Source organism: Agathobaculum ammoniilyticum, from assembly GCF_025567315.1.
In the GTDB taxonomy this organism is placed as follows: domain Bacteria; phylum Bacillota; class Clostridia; order Oscillospirales; family Butyricicoccaceae; genus Agathobaculum; species Agathobaculum ammoniilyticum.
This window is the reverse complement of the sequence record NZ_JAOQJE010000002.1, coordinates 266,382-281,128: the sequence shown is the minus strand read 5'-3', so window position 1 is coordinate 281,128 and position 14,747 is coordinate 266,382. Positions and strand designations below refer to the sequence as shown.

Below are 14,747 nucleotides of genomic sequence, written 5' to 3'. Positions count from 1 at the left end.
ACAAAGAGGCGGGCGCAAGCCCGCCTCCAAGCGTCTCTCCTGCGCGCCATGCGCGCCATTTGCACAGAAAACCGCCACGCGGTTTTCATCAAAAGTCAGGACATGCGCCTGACTTTTGATACCCCGACTCAGCCGCCTTGGGCGGCGTCGTTCGGGTATCGAAAGCAGGTTTCTGCTGGAACCTGCTTTCGTATATAGGGGACTTTTGAAGTCCCATACACTCTCGTTCAGCGCCCCACAAGACCGCACGCGGACAATTCGAAAGCGAACGCCCGGCCGTTCTTCGCACTTTAAGCTCAAGATCGGCAGCTCTGCGGCACACGATGGTTTCTGCTTAATGCTGCTCGGTTCCCCGCCTGACATGGTTCACAGTCCTCCGTTGCGCAGTACCGGTCTCTCATCGCTCTGTGGGCGACCACCTTGCCGAAAGCCCGTCCCTCCTTGCCCGCATCATCCCCGCTGTAGCGGATTGCGGGTACAGAGCACCGCTAACGCCCCGATGTGTGCGGCCTTGTGCGGCGCTGAACAAAAGGTATTCGATTGTTAGTTTACACCGGCCGGCCGCGTTTTATGCCTCCGGATCGTCCGGCGGCGGCGTTTCCGGATCGGTTGATGTGTCCGGATCGGTCGTGCCGCCCGGGTCCGTCGTACCGCCGGGGTCGGTTGTCCCGCCCGGGTCGGTCGTACCATCGGGATCGGTTGTGCCGCCCGGGTTCGTGCTGCCGCCCGGATCGGTCGTGCCGCCCGAATTCGTACCGCCGCCCTCCGGGTCGGTCGGCGTTACCGGCAGTCCGGTTTCCGGATCAACCGACGGATTGGTCGGCTGGTCCTCCGGCTTTTGCTCCTCCGGCTTTTCTTCCTCTTCCTCCTCAACCTCGATGCCGGTCGTCTTGCCGTAATCGTAGGTCTTGAAGCCCTGGTGCGGGCAAAGCTCGGTTGGCGTCTGTCCTTTCCAGAAGCGTCCGGTCGCCACACGGCCCGCCGCGCGGCACGCGCCGGACGGGGCAAGCCCGCTGTCCATGCAGTAGGAGGCGGTCTCGAAATCCTGCGGGTGCGAATCAAAGACCAAGCCGGAATCGCCCTCATGCACACGGGTCATGACCGTTTTCCAGATGCCCGCCGCCGTGCGGCCGTACAGCCCGTCAAGCGTGTAGTTATGCTCGTAGCCAACCCAGACCGCGGCGGAATATTCAGGCGTCACACCGCAGAACCAGATATCCGTATTCGAGGTCGTGGTACCCGTTTTGCCCGCGGTCTCCACGCCCGAAATCGTCGTACCCGAGGCGGTGCCGTATGAGGTAACCGCCTGCATGCAGTCCAGCATATAATACGCGGTGCGCACGTTCTCAAAGCCAAGCTCGGTGCCTGGGTTGTTCTCCAGCACCACGTTGCCTTCGGAATCGAGCACCTTGGTATAGGTCCGCGTGCCGGCGAACACACCGTCGTTGATAAAGGTCGAGAAGCCGCCCGCCATTTCGCGCACGGTCACGCCGTCGGTCAGGCCGCCGAGCGCCAGCGGCGCAAGGTCGATATCGGACTGCACGGTGCCATCCGCATTGGTGCGGGTGCCGACCAGGGAATCTTCAAAGCCCAAGCGCTGCGTCAGGAAATCATAGGACGCCTGCGGCGTGAGCATGTTCATCACCTGCACGGCAATCGTATTGACCGAGCTGGTGATACCGCTTTTGATAGACATCGCCTTGCCGGTCGGCATTTTGCCGTCGTTCATCGGCCAAGGGCGCCCGTCGTCGCCCATGCGGAGCGCCTTGTCATACACGGTGGAGGTGGGTACGATGATGCCCTTGTCCATGGCCGGGCCATAGGTGGACAGCGGCTTGAAAGACGAGCCGGGCTGGCGGTGCGCGTCGGTCGCGTAGGAGAAATCCAACTTGCCATTCTTTTCCCCGCGGCCGCCTGCAATGCCCTTGATATTGCCCTGCTTGTCCGTAATGACCATAGCGCTCTGCGGCCGTTCACCATACTTCTCCGTATTGGGGAACACCGAATCGTCCGCCCAGACCGTATCCAGGATATTCTGGACATTGGTGTCGATCGTAGCGTAGATCTTGAGGCCGCCGGAGTTGATCATATTGCTTGCGACCTGCTCGGAGTAGCCTTTCTGCTCCATCAGGTCCTTTTTAACGTCCTGGATGACCGCGTCGGTAAAGTAGGTGTACGGGTCGCCGATCTCCTCCTGGTATTTCTCATAGGGGCGGTACACCAGTTCTTTCGCAACGGCCGCGTCATGCTCCTCCTGGGTAATCATGCCCAGCTCCAGCATCTTGCCGAGCGTCGCCTCCTGGCGCTCCTTCACACGATCCGGATGGTTATAGGGATCGTAAATGGAGGGGTTGTTCGTCAGGCCGACCAGAGCCGCGCATTCCGCGAGGTCGAGCTGCGAGACATCCTTGCCGAAATAGGTCGTGGCCGCGGTTTTTACGCCATAGCAGGTGTGGCCGAGGTAGATCGTGTTCAGGTACATAGTCAGGATGCGGTCCTTGTCGTCGATCTCCTTTTCCAGCGCCAGCGCACGGAATATCTCGTTGACCTTACGTTTGACCGAGTAATCCTTGTCCTCCGTCACGTTCTTTATGAGCTGCTGGGTGATGGTCGAGCCGCCGTACTGGTCGCCGCCGAGCAGCCAGCCCCTGACCGCGCCCAGCGTACGCCTCCAGTCTACGCCGTGGTGCTTGTAAAAGCGCTCGTCCTCGATCGCGACCGCAGCGTTTTTCAGGTCCTCCGGAATCTCCTCGCTGTCAACCCAGATGCGGTTTTCCGTACCCTTGATTGTTTCGTAAAGCTGTTCCGCGCCGGTTTCCGGATCATAGTTGTAAATGAAAGAATTCAGGTCAAGGCCCAGGCCCTGGCTGATTCCCTTTGCCGTTTCCTGCGCGGAGGGGTTGATATAAGCGTGCACATAATATGCGAACGCAATGCCGCAGAAGCTGGCGCAGAGCACGCCGATCAGCAGCAGCGTCAGCAGCACGCGGGATATGAAATACCCAACGCCGTATCCTTTTCTTTTGCCAGTCGACAATTCGGTTTCCTCCTTACCCGGCGGCGACGGGCGCCGCAGGGTCTTTTCCAGTCGGACGCTGGCGGCGTCCGATTTGTTCCCAGCATACGGTGGTATTATACCACACCGCGCGCCAAATTCCAAACAAATTTTACATTCGTTCCCGAATATTTTACAAATTTACGGGAATACTCAAAGCAAATCCCTTTTTCAAAGGATGTTTTTTCTATGATGCAAGGCTTTTACATGCTCGCCCTGCAGCGGGCGCGCCGCCAAAGGCGCATCGCCCTGGCGGCCTGTATCCTCGCGCTGGCCTGCGCTTTTTTTGCCGCGCGCGCCTATTTTGCCCCGTCTGCGGTTGCGGCAAACGCGCCGCTCGAGCCTTATGTCGCCTACGATGCGGGCGGGACGCTCGCCGTGTCCCGCGGCGGCGAAACGGTCCTCTATACGGAGATCGACACCCGTTCGCTGCCGCAGGCCGACCGTGAGGCGCTCGGGGCCGGCGTCGTCCTGCCGGATGCCGAAGCGCTCGCCAAACTGCTGGAGGACTACAGCTCGTAAAAAAGCGGACGCATACGCGCCCGCTTTTCCCGTTTTCTTCAGTCCCACAGACCCTCGACCCACTGTTCGAAGTCGACGACCTCCTCTTCCTGCGGCGGCTGCGCCGCAGGCGAACTGTCATGGGGCTGCTGCTCCATCTCGACCGCCATCGTGAGAATGCCCTGGTTCTTGATGTGGATTGTTTGTTCCACCCGTGCGGACGAGGCCTCCGCCTGATAGCTGTAGGTTATCAGCATGTCGCTGAACCAGTCTCTTTCGCGGCGCTCACCCTCGCCCGTGATCCCGCCGGTCTGCACGTCCAGCGTGAACCAGCCCTTGAAGTAGCTGCCGTCCTCCCACACCTCTTCGCTTCCGACCGGCGCGGTGTAGCGCGACCCGCTGCGGGCGAACAGGCTGTCGCCGGCCTTGAGCGCACAGTTCTGCGCCATGCTGTGTGTGCGGTACCACAGCTCGCTGTAGTTGCCCCATGTTTCGCAATTCTGCTCGGTCCGGCTGACGATATACTCGCCGGCGGTTTCCGCATCCGCAGCCAGGGGCAGGAAGCTGCCGGTGACCAGTACCACGGGGTTCATATCCATCATACCAACGCCGCCGGATTCGGCCAGGCCACTCACGCTGAACCATTTATCCGTGTCCGCGGCGGCAGCAGCGCCCTCCGGCGCATCCTCCGCGAGCAGCCCGAACAACAGCGGACAGCGCAGGTACAGCATATCGGTATCCGCGTTATAGATCATTTCAAAGCGGGCGTTTTCCAGCTCCGTCCGGTATTTCTCCGCCAAATCCTCCATACCCATGCCGAGCAGCCAGCCGCTTTCCTGCGCATACAGCGCCGCCAGCGCGTACAGGTCGAGCCGCAGGTCAAGCTGCACGCTCCCGCCCTGGCTGATGACCTCCAGCGTACCCTCCATGGGGTAATGCTCGTCCCCATCGATCGAGTTGAACGCCGTATAGGCCACCTCGATGGCCGCCGCCGTGCGCAGCGCCTGCTCCGGATCGATTTCCGGCTGGGCCGCGATCCACTGGTTGACAATGGAGAAATCCGCGTTCAGCTCGTCGAGCAACGCGTCCCTGTCGTACAGCACCGCGACCTGCTCATACTCGTCCCACCGGACGGTCAGGCCGAACGCCTCTGCGAAAAAGCGCACCGGAACGTAGGTACGGCCCTCCTTCTCGTACGGCACGGCATCGAGCGCGACCGTCTCCAGCACCGCGCCGCTCTCCGCATCCGAAATCGCCAGCGTATCTCTGCCGGCCGCGAAAGCATACGTCCGCCCCGCCAGCTCGGCTGTTACGGCGCCGTCCGCATAGCCGACCGCCGCGCCCAATGTCTCCGCAATCGCGCGGAACGGCACCATGGTCCGGTCGTTCCGGCTCTCGGGCTGCGCATCTGGGAACACGATCGCTTTCCCGTTCAACTGCACGCTCACCGCCGGTGGCGTGCGCGGCACCAGGCCGAACGCAACCAGTGCGTCCAGCCCGTCCGGATCCCAGACGCCGTCCGTCTCCATGGCGGACACGTCCTCGATCGCCAGGTACGCCGCCAACTCCGCGATCAGCGCTTCCCGCGTCGTCCCCCACTCTTCCGCCGCTTCCCCGACCGAATCCGTGCCGTAATAATTGCAGACCAGGCTTTCGTCCGCTTCGAGCGCCTGGATATAAAGCGCATATTTGCTGCTGACCATATCATAGGTCAGCCCCTCATCCACGCCCAAAAACAGCTCCATGAATTCCTCGGGCGACGCATAGCTGTAAACCTCATACAGCGGCGGCTCCCCGTCCGCCGCCAGCGCCGCGGGCAGCGCGCCGCACAGCACCGCCGCCAAGCCCGCGGCAAGCAGCCGCCTCAGCAAATGCCTGATCCGTTTCAAAAGAAAGCCCCCTTGCGTTTTTATTATTTTTATTGTACCCCCAAACCGATGCAGCGTCCATTTCCGTTTTATCCATTTTTCACGATCGAAAGTAGGCGATATGCCCATGCACTCCACACAGGCCAAAGCAAAATCCGCGCTGCTGCTCACCGCGTTCATCTGGGGCAGCACGTTTTTCGTTATGAAGGAAGCCGCCGCCGTCTTCCCGCCCGCCCTGCTCATGGCCGTGCGGTTCACGGTAGGCGCGGCGGCGCTCGCGCTACTGTTCCGCGGGCGGCTGGGCGTGCTGCGCGGCCGCAGATATCTGGCCGCCTCCCTTATCACCGGCGCGACGCAGACCGCTGCCTATCTGCTGCAGACCCTTGGCCTGCACTGGGACACCTCGCCCGGCAAGTCCGCTTTCCTGACCGCGGCTTACTGCGTGCTGGTGCCGTTCCTCGGCTGGGCCGCGCTGCGCCGCCGGCCGACCGGCTGGCAGTTCGCCGCCGCCGGCCTGTGCATCCTCGGCATCGGACTGCTTTCGGTCACCGAGGCCATGACCATCTCGCCCGGGGACTTCGCCACCCTGCTCAGCGCGGCGGCGTTCGCGCTCAACATCCTTTCCGTCGGCTATATGGTGGAGCAGGGCTGCGAGCCTGTGCCGCTGACCATCGGCCAGCTCGGCGCGGCGGCGCTGATGTGCTGGGGCGTGTGCGCACTGACCGGCGCCGCCCCCTATGCGCCGCCGACCGCAGGCGCGTGGGCGAGCCTGGTCGTCCTCGGCCTGACCGCTTCGGCGCTCTGCCTGTCCCTGCAGGCCTATGGCCAGCAGCATGTCGATCCCCCGCAGGCCTCCCTGCTGCTTTCGCTCGAATCCGTGTTCGGTGTGGCCTGCTCGGTTGTCTTTTACGGCGAAACGGTCACTGGCCGCATGCTAACGGGCTTCCTGCTCATTTTTACCGGCATTCTCGCGGGCGAAACGCAGTTCGCCTTTGTGCGCCGCCTCCGGCCGCAGAATTCGGAATAAGCCGCGTCCCCCCGGCATACTTTACACCGAGGGGGCGTTTATTTATGTTCATTACCATTACCCGCGACACGCTTTGCCGCATCGGCGCGGCGGCCGGCGTATGCGTTACGCTTGCCGTGCTGTTCTTCCTGCTGCCACAGGCCGATGCGCCCGCCGCGCAGGCAAACGCTGAAACCGAGGCCGCGGTTCCCGCGTCGGTCAGCGACTGGGGTCTGTCGTTCCAAACCGAGGGGCAGCCGCCCGTCGGTAACGTATCCGCGGATACGCTCCGCCAGTGGGACGCCTACTATGTGGGCGACACCTCCCAAAAGACGATCTACCTGACCTTTGACGCGGGCTACGAAAACGGCAACACGCCCGCCATTCTGGACGCGCTGAAGAAGCACAACGCGCCGGCGTGCTTTTTCGTGGTGGGCAATTTTATCGACACCGCGCCCGATCTGGTAAAGCGCATGGTGGACGAGGGGCATATCGTGGGCAACCACACGCTGCACCATCCCGATATGTCAAAGATTGCAGATATGGATTCATTCCAGGCGGAGATCACCGGCCTTGAGGAAAAGTTCACCGCCCTGACCGGCCAGCCGATGCAGCGGTTCTACCGTCCCCCGCAGGGCAAATTCAGCGAGGAGAACCTCAGGCAGGCGCAGGAGCTGGGCTATACGACTGTGTTCTGGTCGCTGGCCTATGTTGACTGGTATACCGACAACCAGCCGACCGACGAACAGGCGTTCTCTAAGCTGCTGCCGCGCATCCACAACGGCGCGATCGTCCTGCTGCACTCGACGAGCGAGACGAATGCGCGCATCCTTGACGAGCTGCTCACCAAATGGGAGGGCGAGGGGTACACGTTCGGGAGCCTGGCCGACTTAACCTGATTTTTGGTGTCATTTTGACACAAAAAGCACTTCTCCAACAATTTTGCGTTATACTTGACTGAGGTGAGTGCTTTGAAAGTTATTATCCCTCCTTTACCGTCCCGCCCAGAATCAATTTATAAAACCATTTACATCGAAAAATCCCTTGCGAACCAGATTGAACAAATCGCCATTCAAAATAATACGAGCTGGAACCATGTTGTCACAGCCCTGCTCAAAAGCTGTCTGGAGCATTCGGGCGGGCGGTAGGCAGAAAAAGGCGCGCGCCGCGCGCCTTTTTCTGCCATATTCTCCCCTCTATGCGCCCCATCCGCTTGTTTTGCCCCCCTTTTTGTGCTATACTATCATCATGGGCAAGTAAGACAAGAAAGGATGATTCCATCATGGAAAAGGCCAAGGTCTATTTCGCGGACTTCCGCGCCACGCTGACCGAAAACCTTCAGCAAAAGCTGACCCGCCTGCTCAAAACCGCGGGCATGGGAACCATTGATTTCGACAAGAAATTCACCGCCATCAAGATCCATTTCGGCGAGCCGGGCAACCTCGCCTATCTCCGGCCGAACTGGGCCAAAACCGTCGCGGATTTTGTCCGTGAGCGCGGCGGCAAGCCGTTCCTGACCGACTGCAACACCCTGTACGTCGGCGGGCGCAAGAACGCGCTCGACCATCTGGACTCCGCTTACCTCAACGGCTTCAGCCCGTTCACGACCGGCTGCCACGTCATCATTGCGGACGGGCTGAAAGGCACGGACGAGGCGTATGTGCCGGTCGAGGGCGGAGAATACGTCAAGGAAGCCAAGATCGGACAGGCTATTATGGACGCGGACGTATTTATTTCGCTGACCCACTTCAAGGGCCACGAGTCTTCGGGCTTCGGCGGCTGTCTGAAGAACATCGGCATGGGCTGCGGCTCACGCGCGGGCAAAATGGAGCAGCACAACGCGGGCAAGCCGCAGGTCGATCCGTCCCCCTGCGTGGGCTGCGGCATGTGTACGCGCATCTGCGCGCACGACGCTATTACCATCACGGATAAAAAGGCGCATATCGATCATGACAAATGCGTGGGCTGCGGCCGCTGCATCGGCGTCTGCCCGACCGACGCGATCGGCTGCGGCTATGATGAATCCAACATCGTCCTGAACCGCAAGATCGCGGAGTACACCAAGGCGGTCGTGGACGGGCGCCCCTGCTTCCATATCTCGCTTGTTATCGACGTGTCGCCCAACTGCGACTGCCACGCGGAGAACGACGTGCCGATCGTGCCGAATGTCGGCATGTTTGCGTCCTTTGACCCGATCGCGCTCGACCAGGCCTGCGTGGACGCGGTCAACGCCGCGCCGGTCAATCCGGACAGCCTGCTCCGCGACGCGCACGAGCGGCACCATATTGACGACGCGCACGACCACTTCCACGCCGCCCATCCGGATACGAACTGGCAGTCCGCGCTCGAGCATGGCGAGAAGCTCGGCCTCGGCACGCGGGAATACGAACTCATCAAAATCTAAACGCAAACATCAAGCAAAAAGCGAGGCATCCGCCTCGCTTTTTTCATATTTGATTCAATCCGACGGGCAGCGCGAGCTTTACCGCCAGCATGGCAGCGTATATCGCGGCGTATACGCCTTTGGCTTTGCGCTCACCCAGATGCGCACGCAGCTTATCTGCCGTACCCCACACTTTTTCCTCGCTTTCGTCCAGGCGGCCGAGTAGCCAGCGCGCCGCAAACCCGAGCACCCCAATGGTCTGTAAAAACGTCCAGCCGAGCAGCAGTACGAAGCCGACGGCCGACCGCTCCCGCGGGTCGCGGAGCAACGCCAGGCACAGCACCCAGCCCGTCATGCTTGCCATTCGGTTTAAAATGACACCGAACCGCACAAAGTCCTTCACTGCGGCATCATCTCCCGCCCTTCGAACGCGGCGCGGCGTCTGATGTCCTGCATGACCGCGTCGAACTGCGGCAGGTCGAGCGACTGCGCCCCGTCGCACAGCGCGTTTTTGGGGTCGTTATGCGCCTCGATAATCAGGCCATCCGCGCCGGCGGCGATTGCGGCGCGCGAGAGCGGCTGTACCATATCGCGGCGGCCCGCGGCGTGCGACGGGTCGACGATCACCGGCAGGTGGCTGAATATCTTGACCAGCGGCACCGCGGAGATGTCCAGATTGTTGCGGATCATCTTTTCAAACGTGCGGATGCCGCGCTCGCACAGGATGACGTTGGTGTTGCCGCCCGCGAAGATGTACTCCGCCGCCATCAGGAATTCCTCCATCGTCGCGGACAGGCCGCGCTTGAGCAGGATAGGCTTATCCGACCGGCCCAGCTCCTTGAGCAACATGAAATTCTGCATATTGCGTGCGCCGAGCTGGATGATGTCCACATCCGCGAACAGGTCGAGGTGCTTTTCGCTCATGATCTCGGTTACAACCGGCAGGCCGGTCTGGCGCTTGGCCTCCAAAAGGAGCTTCAGGCCCTCGTCCTCAAGCCCCTGGAAGGAGTACGGCGAGGTGCGCGGCTTGAACGCGCCGCCACGCAGGAAGGACGCGCCCGCCCGCTTGACCGCTTCGGCCACCTCCACGATCTGCGCCTCGCTCTCGACCGAGCAGGGTCCCGCCATCACGTTGAAGTATCCCGCGCCGATCCTGCGCCCCGCAACCTCAATGACCGTATCCTCATGGTGGAATTTGCGGTTGACGGCCTTGAATGGCTCGGTCACACGCTGCACGCGCTCGACCACGTCATAGGCCATGATGTCCCCTTCGTCCAGTTTGGTGGTGTCGCCGACCAGGCCAAAGATCGTGGTGTTCTCGCCCTGAGAATAGTGGATCGTAAGCCCCATATCCTTAAAATGCTGCATCAAACGGTCTACACGTTCCTTATCGCTATTCTGCTTGAGTATAACGATCATTTTGGTTCACTCCTTTATCAGTTAAAATTATAAGCCTTTGCAGTATACCACCAAAATGCCCAAAAAGAAAGGGCGATTTACTACAAATCGCCCTGTTTCTTTGGTCGGGTTTTGCACGAGGTTGTAAAATGCTAACCTTTACCGCGCGGCTTTCAGCTCCACATAGCGCTGTTCCACCGCCGTGCAGAATTCCTCCCAGCGTCCGTCTCCAATCAAACGGGCCGGACAGACTTTTCCGGAAAAGTCCTCATGCTTGCGCAGCGCCTTCGGACCCAGACCGTATTCGAGCAGCAGGCGCGCGCACAGTTTTTCGGTGTTGATTAACGTCTGCTCATAGTTGCCGTCCTCGTTGACGCACATTTCGATCCCGACGCCGTTTTTGTTGCCGCCGTTCCTTTTCATCTGGTCGCCCGCATGGTACGCGGTTTCGTCGTCCGGCAGGTGATGGTATATTTCGTGGTCGTCCACGGTGTAATGCCAGGAAACGATATTTTCCTGCGCGTCGGCGTTCTGGTGGATGAATGAGTTATGCGCGGCAGCGGTCGCGCCCGCGGAAAAATTATCCGTTTCGTGGATGACGAGGTATTTGATCTCGCGTTTTTCCCCGGGCCGCGCGCGGCTCCCCTCCGGCAGGAAGTCCGTATAGACCGGTATGTCCTCAATATAGCTGAGCCCCGCGTCCGGCTGCGGCGGCCGGCTGATCGCCCGATGCGTCAGCATACCGGCGGCAAACGACGCCAGCAGCAGCACCGCCAGCAGCAGCGGCCGGCGGTTCGGCCGCTTTTTCCCTTTTTTCCCACTGTAAAACCCTGCAATCTTCAATCCGTCCGCTCTCCCTATCCCTCGTTCCAGTGGTTCTATTGTACTACGTTTCGACAGCTTTTTCAAAGGCATGGATGTAAACTTTTTATTCCCATAAAAAACCTCGCTTTCCCCCGCGGAATTCCTGTAAGAAAAACTTGCATTCCGGCGTTTCGTGCGATATAATTATATTTACTCGGAGAGGCAAAGCCTTTACCAGCAGAATTCTTTGACCGCCCCCTTTGTCCCAAAGGGGAGCCAAGGCCATACGGACAGCCGGGTCAAATGCCGAACATGGCAACTTTGTTGCCTTATTGAATTTTATAAGTTGGCTGCTTAAAAGCCGTGTGCCGTGGGCGCATCACACTTGTGAAACAATCAATAAGAGTAGTAAAAGTAAATTCTTGCTATATAGACTCTTTCCTCTTCCACAGACAGAGCCGTTGCGGGCATTTGCCCGAACGGAAGAGAGATTGCATTCCTCAAGCTGAGATGGCCGCGCGCGGACACCTCGCTTGAGGATTTTTTAATTGTGAGGATTACCGGTATGCAAAACAAGCTGAAACTGTACGGGTTCAACAACCTGACCAAGGCGCTGTCGTTCAACATTTACGACGTATGCTATGCCAAAACCGAGCGCGAGCAGCGCGACTATATCGCCTACATCGACCAGCAGTACAACTCCGAGCGGCTGACCGGCATTCTGGAGCGCGTGACCGAGATGATCGGCGCGCATGTGCTGCATATCTCCAAACAGGATTACGACCCGCAGGGCGCCTCCGTCACCTTCCTGATCGCGGAGGAGCATATGAAGCCCGCGCCCGAGCCGGATACCATCGTGGCGCATCTGGACAAAAGCCATGTCACCGTGCATACCTATCCGGAATACCATCCGGACACCTGCCTTGCCACGTTCCGCGTGGATATCGACGTGGCGACCTGCGGCGAGATCACGCCGTTGTCCACGCTCGATTACCTGATCGACTCGTTCGATTCGGATATCATCACCATGGACTACCGCGTACGTGGCTTTACCCGCGATATCGAGGGGAAAAAGCTGTTCATGGACCACCAGATGACCTCGATCCAGGATTTCATCGACCCGCACACACTCGACCTGTACGACGCTTACGATGTGAACGTGTACCAGGCCAACCTGTTCCACACCCGCATGCTGCTCAAGGAGGTTGACCTGCAGAACTACCTGTTCAACACCGATATCTACGAGCTGCCGCCCAAGACGCGGCTCAAAATCCATTCCGACCTGCGCCGCGAGATGATCGAGATCTTCAGCGGCAAAAACATCTACTGACGTACCGGAGGCTTTCCGCGCTTCCGTATGTGAAAGAAGGCAAAGCTATGGACCAGTCCCGCGCGCCCATCAAGGAGGCGCTCGAACATTTTAAGGATATGCGTATCGTCCCGTTTGATGTCCCCGGGCATAAACGCGGACGCGGCAATCCCGAGCTGACAAAATTCCTCGGGGAACAGTGCATGACCGTGGACGTCAACTCCATGAAGCCGCTGGACAACCTGTGCCATCCGGTCAGCGTCATCCGTGAGGCGGAGGAGCTGGCCGCCGAGGCTTTCGGCGCGGCCCATGCGTTCCTGATGGTCGGCGGCACGACCTCGAGCGTGCAGTCGATGATCCTTTCGGTCGTGGGGCGCGGGGACGAGATCATCCTGCCCCGCAACGTCCACCGTTCGGTCATCAACGCGCTCGTGCTTACCGGCGCGGTACCGGTGTACGTCAACCCGCAGACCAACGAGCGGCTGGGCATCTCGCTGGGCATGTCGGTCGCGGACGTCGCGGCCGCGATCGAAAAGCACCCCTCCGCCAAGGCGGTGCTGGTCAACAACCCCACCTACTACGGTATCTGCTCGGATATCCGTGAGATCGTCCGTCTGGCGCACGCCAGGGGCATGAAGGTGCTCGCGGATGAGGCGCACGGCACGCATTTCTACTTTGGCGAGGACATGCCCGTCTCCGCGATGGCCGCGGGCGCGGACCTCGCCTCGGTTTCCATGCACAAGTCGGGCGGCTCGCTGACACAGTCGAGCTTCCTGCTGTGCGGCCCGTCGGTGAACGCGGAATATGTGCGCCAGATCATCAACCTGACGCAGACCACCTCGGGTTCCTACCTGCTGATGGTCAGCCTGGATATCTCGCGCAAGAACCTGGCGCTGTACGGAAAGGATATCTTCCGCAAGGTCACCCGCCTGACCGAGTACGCCCGCGATGAGATCAATCAGATCGGCGACTACTACGCCTACGGCCGCGAGCTGATCAACGGCGACACGGTTTTCGATTTCGATGTGACCAAGCTCGCGGTCAACACGCTGGACGTGGGGCTTGCCGGCATTGAAGTATATGATATCCTGCGCGACTTTTACGACATCCAGACCGAATTCGGCGACCTTGGCAACCTGCTGGCCTATGTTTCGGTCGGCGACCGCGAGCGCGACCTCGAGCGCTTTGTGGCCGCTCTGTCCGACATCCGCCGCCGCTACAAGCGCGACAAGGCCACGCTCATGCGGCAGGAGTACATCTCCCCGCAGGTGGTGGCCGCGCCGCAGGAGGCTTTCTATGCGGAAAAGCAGGGCGTCCCGCTGGCGGAAAGCGTCGGCCGCATCTGCGCGGAGTTCGTCATGTGCTACCCGCCGGGCATTCCCATCCTCGCCCCGGGCGAGCGCATCACCCGCGAGATCCTCGACTACATCCGCTACGCCAAGGAGAAAAACTGTATGCTGCTCGGCACCGAGGACCCGAATGTGGACAGCCTACAGGTCATCCGCGGTATTATCAGCCCCGCAGCCAATTAAGGAGTCTGTGTTATGCAATTGACCTTTACCGAAATGCACGCGCCGACCGTCGGTCTGGCAATCCAGGTCGACCGGCAGCTTTACACCGAGCAGAGCGACTTCCAGCGCATCGACGTGTTCGAATGCGAGGAGTTCGGCCGTTTTTTGACGCTCGACGGCTATATGATGCTGACCGAGCGCGACGAATTCATCTACCACGAGATGATGGTGCATGTCCCGCTTGCCGTGCTGGGCGAGACGGTCAGAAAGGTGCTCGTCATCGGCGGGGGCGACGGCGGCTGCGTGCGTGAGCTGTGCCGATATCCACACATCGAGCATATCGACCTGGTCGAGATCGACGAGCGCGTGGTCGCGGTGTGCAGGGAATACCTGCCGACCGTGGCGTGCAGTCTGGACGATCCGCGCGTACACATCCTCTATCAGGACGGGCTGAAGTACATCCGCCGCATCGAGGACGAGTACGACCTCATCATCATCGACTCGACCGACCCTTTCGGCCCGGGCGAGGGCCTGTTTACGATGGAGTTCTACGGCAACTGCTACAAGGCGCTCAGGGCGCACGGCGTGCTGGTCAACCAGCACGAAAGCCCGTTCTACAAGGGCGACGCGCTCGCCTGCCAGCGCGCGCACCGCAACATTGTGCATTCGTTCGAGCTGTCGCGCCTGTTCCAGGCGCACATCCCCACCTACCCCTCCGGCCACTGGCTGTTTGGGTTTTCCTCGCGCGGGGTTCATCCGGTGCGCGACCTCAAGGCGGACGACTGGAACGCCCGCGGCATCGAAACCCGCTATTACAACACCAACCTGCACAATGGCGCGTTCTACCTGCCCAATTATGTGCAACGGCTTTTGGAAAAAGTAGAAGAATAACGACTCACAAGGAGGACAACA

12 protein-coding genes and 1 other RNA gene are annotated in these 14,747 nt (G+C 60.2%); 7 read left to right on the top strand and 6 right to left on the bottom strand.

Annotated features, from left to right (window positions below):
• Positions 1–243: 243 nt before the first annotated feature.
• An RNA gene (gene ffs, locus OCV66_RS03895) (signal recognition particle sRNA large type) lies at positions 244–509 on the bottom strand.
• Positions 510–568: 59 nt separating this feature from the next.
• Complete coding sequence (locus OCV66_RS03890; RefSeq protein WP_054327456.1) at positions 569–3,037, bottom strand: transglycosylase domain-containing protein; 2,469 nt, start codon at positions 3,035–3,037, stop codon at positions 569–571.
• Between the two features lie 207 nt (positions 3,038–3,244).
• On the opposite strand from OCV66_RS03890, the gene OCV66_RS03885 reads away from it, so the two are divergent.
• Complete coding sequence (locus tag OCV66_RS03885) at positions 3,245–3,577, top strand: hypothetical protein (RefSeq protein WP_147573812.1); 333 nt, start codon at positions 3,245–3,247, stop codon at positions 3,575–3,577.
• A gap of 38 nt (positions 3,578–3,615) precedes the next feature.
• Here OCV66_RS03885 and OCV66_RS03880 read toward each other — a convergent pair whose 3' ends face one another.
• Entirely contained in the window at positions 3,616–5,445 is a 1,830-nt protein-coding gene (locus OCV66_RS03880) for a copper amine oxidase N-terminal domain-containing protein (protein ID WP_186949555.1), read from the bottom strand.
• 106 nt (positions 5,446–5,551) lie between these two features.
• Here OCV66_RS03880 and OCV66_RS03875 point away from each other — a divergent pair, with 106 nt between their 5' ends.
• From OCV66_RS03875 to OCV66_RS03865, 3 genes are all read left to right on the top strand, one after another.
• Positions 5,552–6,451 (top strand): DMT family transporter, encoded by a 900-nt coding sequence (locus OCV66_RS03875; protein ID WP_159068154.1) that lies wholly within the window; start codon positions 5,552–5,554, stop codon positions 6,449–6,451.
• 44 nt (positions 6,452–6,495) lie between these two features.
• The gene (gene pdaA, locus OCV66_RS03870; RefSeq protein WP_054327452.1) at positions 6,496–7,329 is read left to right on the top strand and encodes a delta-lactam-biosynthetic de-N-acetylase; all 834 of its coding nucleotides are present in this window, start codon (positions 6,496–6,498) and stop codon (positions 7,327–7,329) included.
• 383 nt (positions 7,330–7,712) lie between these two features.
• Positions 7,713–8,834 carry a DUF362 domain-containing protein gene (locus tag OCV66_RS03865; protein WP_147573810.1) on the top strand — a complete coding sequence of 374 codons (1,122 nt, stop codon included), beginning with the start codon at positions 7,713–7,715 and terminating at the stop codon, positions 8,832–8,834.
• Between the two features lie 43 nt (positions 8,835–8,877).
• Here the strand turns inward: OCV66_RS03865 and OCV66_RS03860 are convergent, their stop codons facing one another.
• From OCV66_RS03860 to OCV66_RS03850, 3 genes are all read right to left on the bottom strand, one after another.
• Positions 8,878–9,216 (bottom strand): hypothetical protein, encoded by a 339-nt coding sequence (locus tag OCV66_RS03860; RefSeq protein ID WP_054327451.1) that lies wholly within the window; start codon positions 9,214–9,216, stop codon positions 8,878–8,880.
• Complete coding sequence (gene aroF / locus OCV66_RS03855; RefSeq protein WP_054327450.1) at positions 9,213–10,232, bottom strand: 3-deoxy-7-phosphoheptulonate synthase; 1,020 nt, start codon at positions 10,230–10,232, stop codon at positions 9,213–9,215. The genes OCV66_RS03860 and aroF overlap by 4 nt, the downstream gene beginning before the upstream one ends.
• A 138-nt stretch (positions 10,233–10,370) precedes the next feature.
• A complete protein-coding gene (locus OCV66_RS03850; RefSeq protein WP_186949553.1) occupies positions 10,371–11,054 on the bottom strand; it encodes a peptidoglycan recognition protein family protein in 684 nt (227 codons plus the stop codon).
• Between the two features lie 526 nt (positions 11,055–11,580).
• Between OCV66_RS03850 and speD the strand changes: the two genes are divergently transcribed.
• Genes speD through speE form a run of 3 tightly spaced genes read left to right on the top strand, consistent with a single transcriptional unit; the run spans position 11,581 to position 14,726 of the window.
• Positions 11,581–12,345, top strand: a complete 765-nt coding sequence (speD, locus tag OCV66_RS03845; RefSeq protein ID WP_054327448.1) for an adenosylmethionine decarboxylase — start codon at positions 11,581–11,583, stop codon at positions 12,343–12,345.
• Positions 12,346–12,392: 47 nt separating this feature from the next.
• Complete coding sequence (locus tag OCV66_RS03840) at positions 12,393–13,856, top strand: aminotransferase class I/II-fold pyridoxal phosphate-dependent enzyme (RefSeq protein ID WP_107631517.1); 1,464 nt, start codon at positions 12,393–12,395, stop codon at positions 13,854–13,856.
• 12 nt (positions 13,857–13,868) lie between these two features.
• On the top strand, positions 13,869–14,726 hold the full coding sequence (speE, locus tag OCV66_RS03835) for a polyamine aminopropyltransferase (RefSeq protein ID WP_147573808.1): 858 nt from the start codon (positions 13,869–13,871) through the stop codon (positions 14,724–14,726).
• The last annotated feature ends 21 nt before the right edge of the window (positions 14,727–14,747 follow it).

Coding starts and splice junctions, on each gene's coding strand:
- OCV66_RS03885 (WP_147573812.1), top strand. CDS start 3,245: ATGATGCAAGGCTTTTACATGCTCGCCCTGCAGCGGGCGCGCCGCCAA.
- OCV66_RS03875 (WP_159068154.1), top strand. CDS start 5,552: ATGCACTCCACACAGGCCAAAGCAAAATCCGCGCTGCTGCTCACCGCG.
- pdaA (WP_054327452.1), top strand. CDS start 6,496: ATGTTCATTACCATTACCCGCGACACGCTTTGCCGCATCGGCGCGGCG.
- OCV66_RS03865 (WP_147573810.1), top strand. CDS start 7,713: ATGGAAAAGGCCAAGGTCTATTTCGCGGACTTCCGCGCCACGCTGACC.
- aroF (WP_054327450.1), bottom strand. CDS start 10,232: ATGATCGTTATACTCAAGCAGAATAGCGATAAGGAACGTGTAGACCGT.
- speD (WP_054327448.1), top strand. CDS start 11,581: ATGCAAAACAAGCTGAAACTGTACGGGTTCAACAACCTGACCAAGGCG.
- OCV66_RS03840 (WP_107631517.1), top strand. CDS start 12,393: ATGGACCAGTCCCGCGCGCCCATCAAGGAGGCGCTCGAACATTTTAAG.
- speE (WP_147573808.1), top strand. CDS start 13,869: ATGCAATTGACCTTTACCGAAATGCACGCGCCGACCGTCGGTCTGGCA.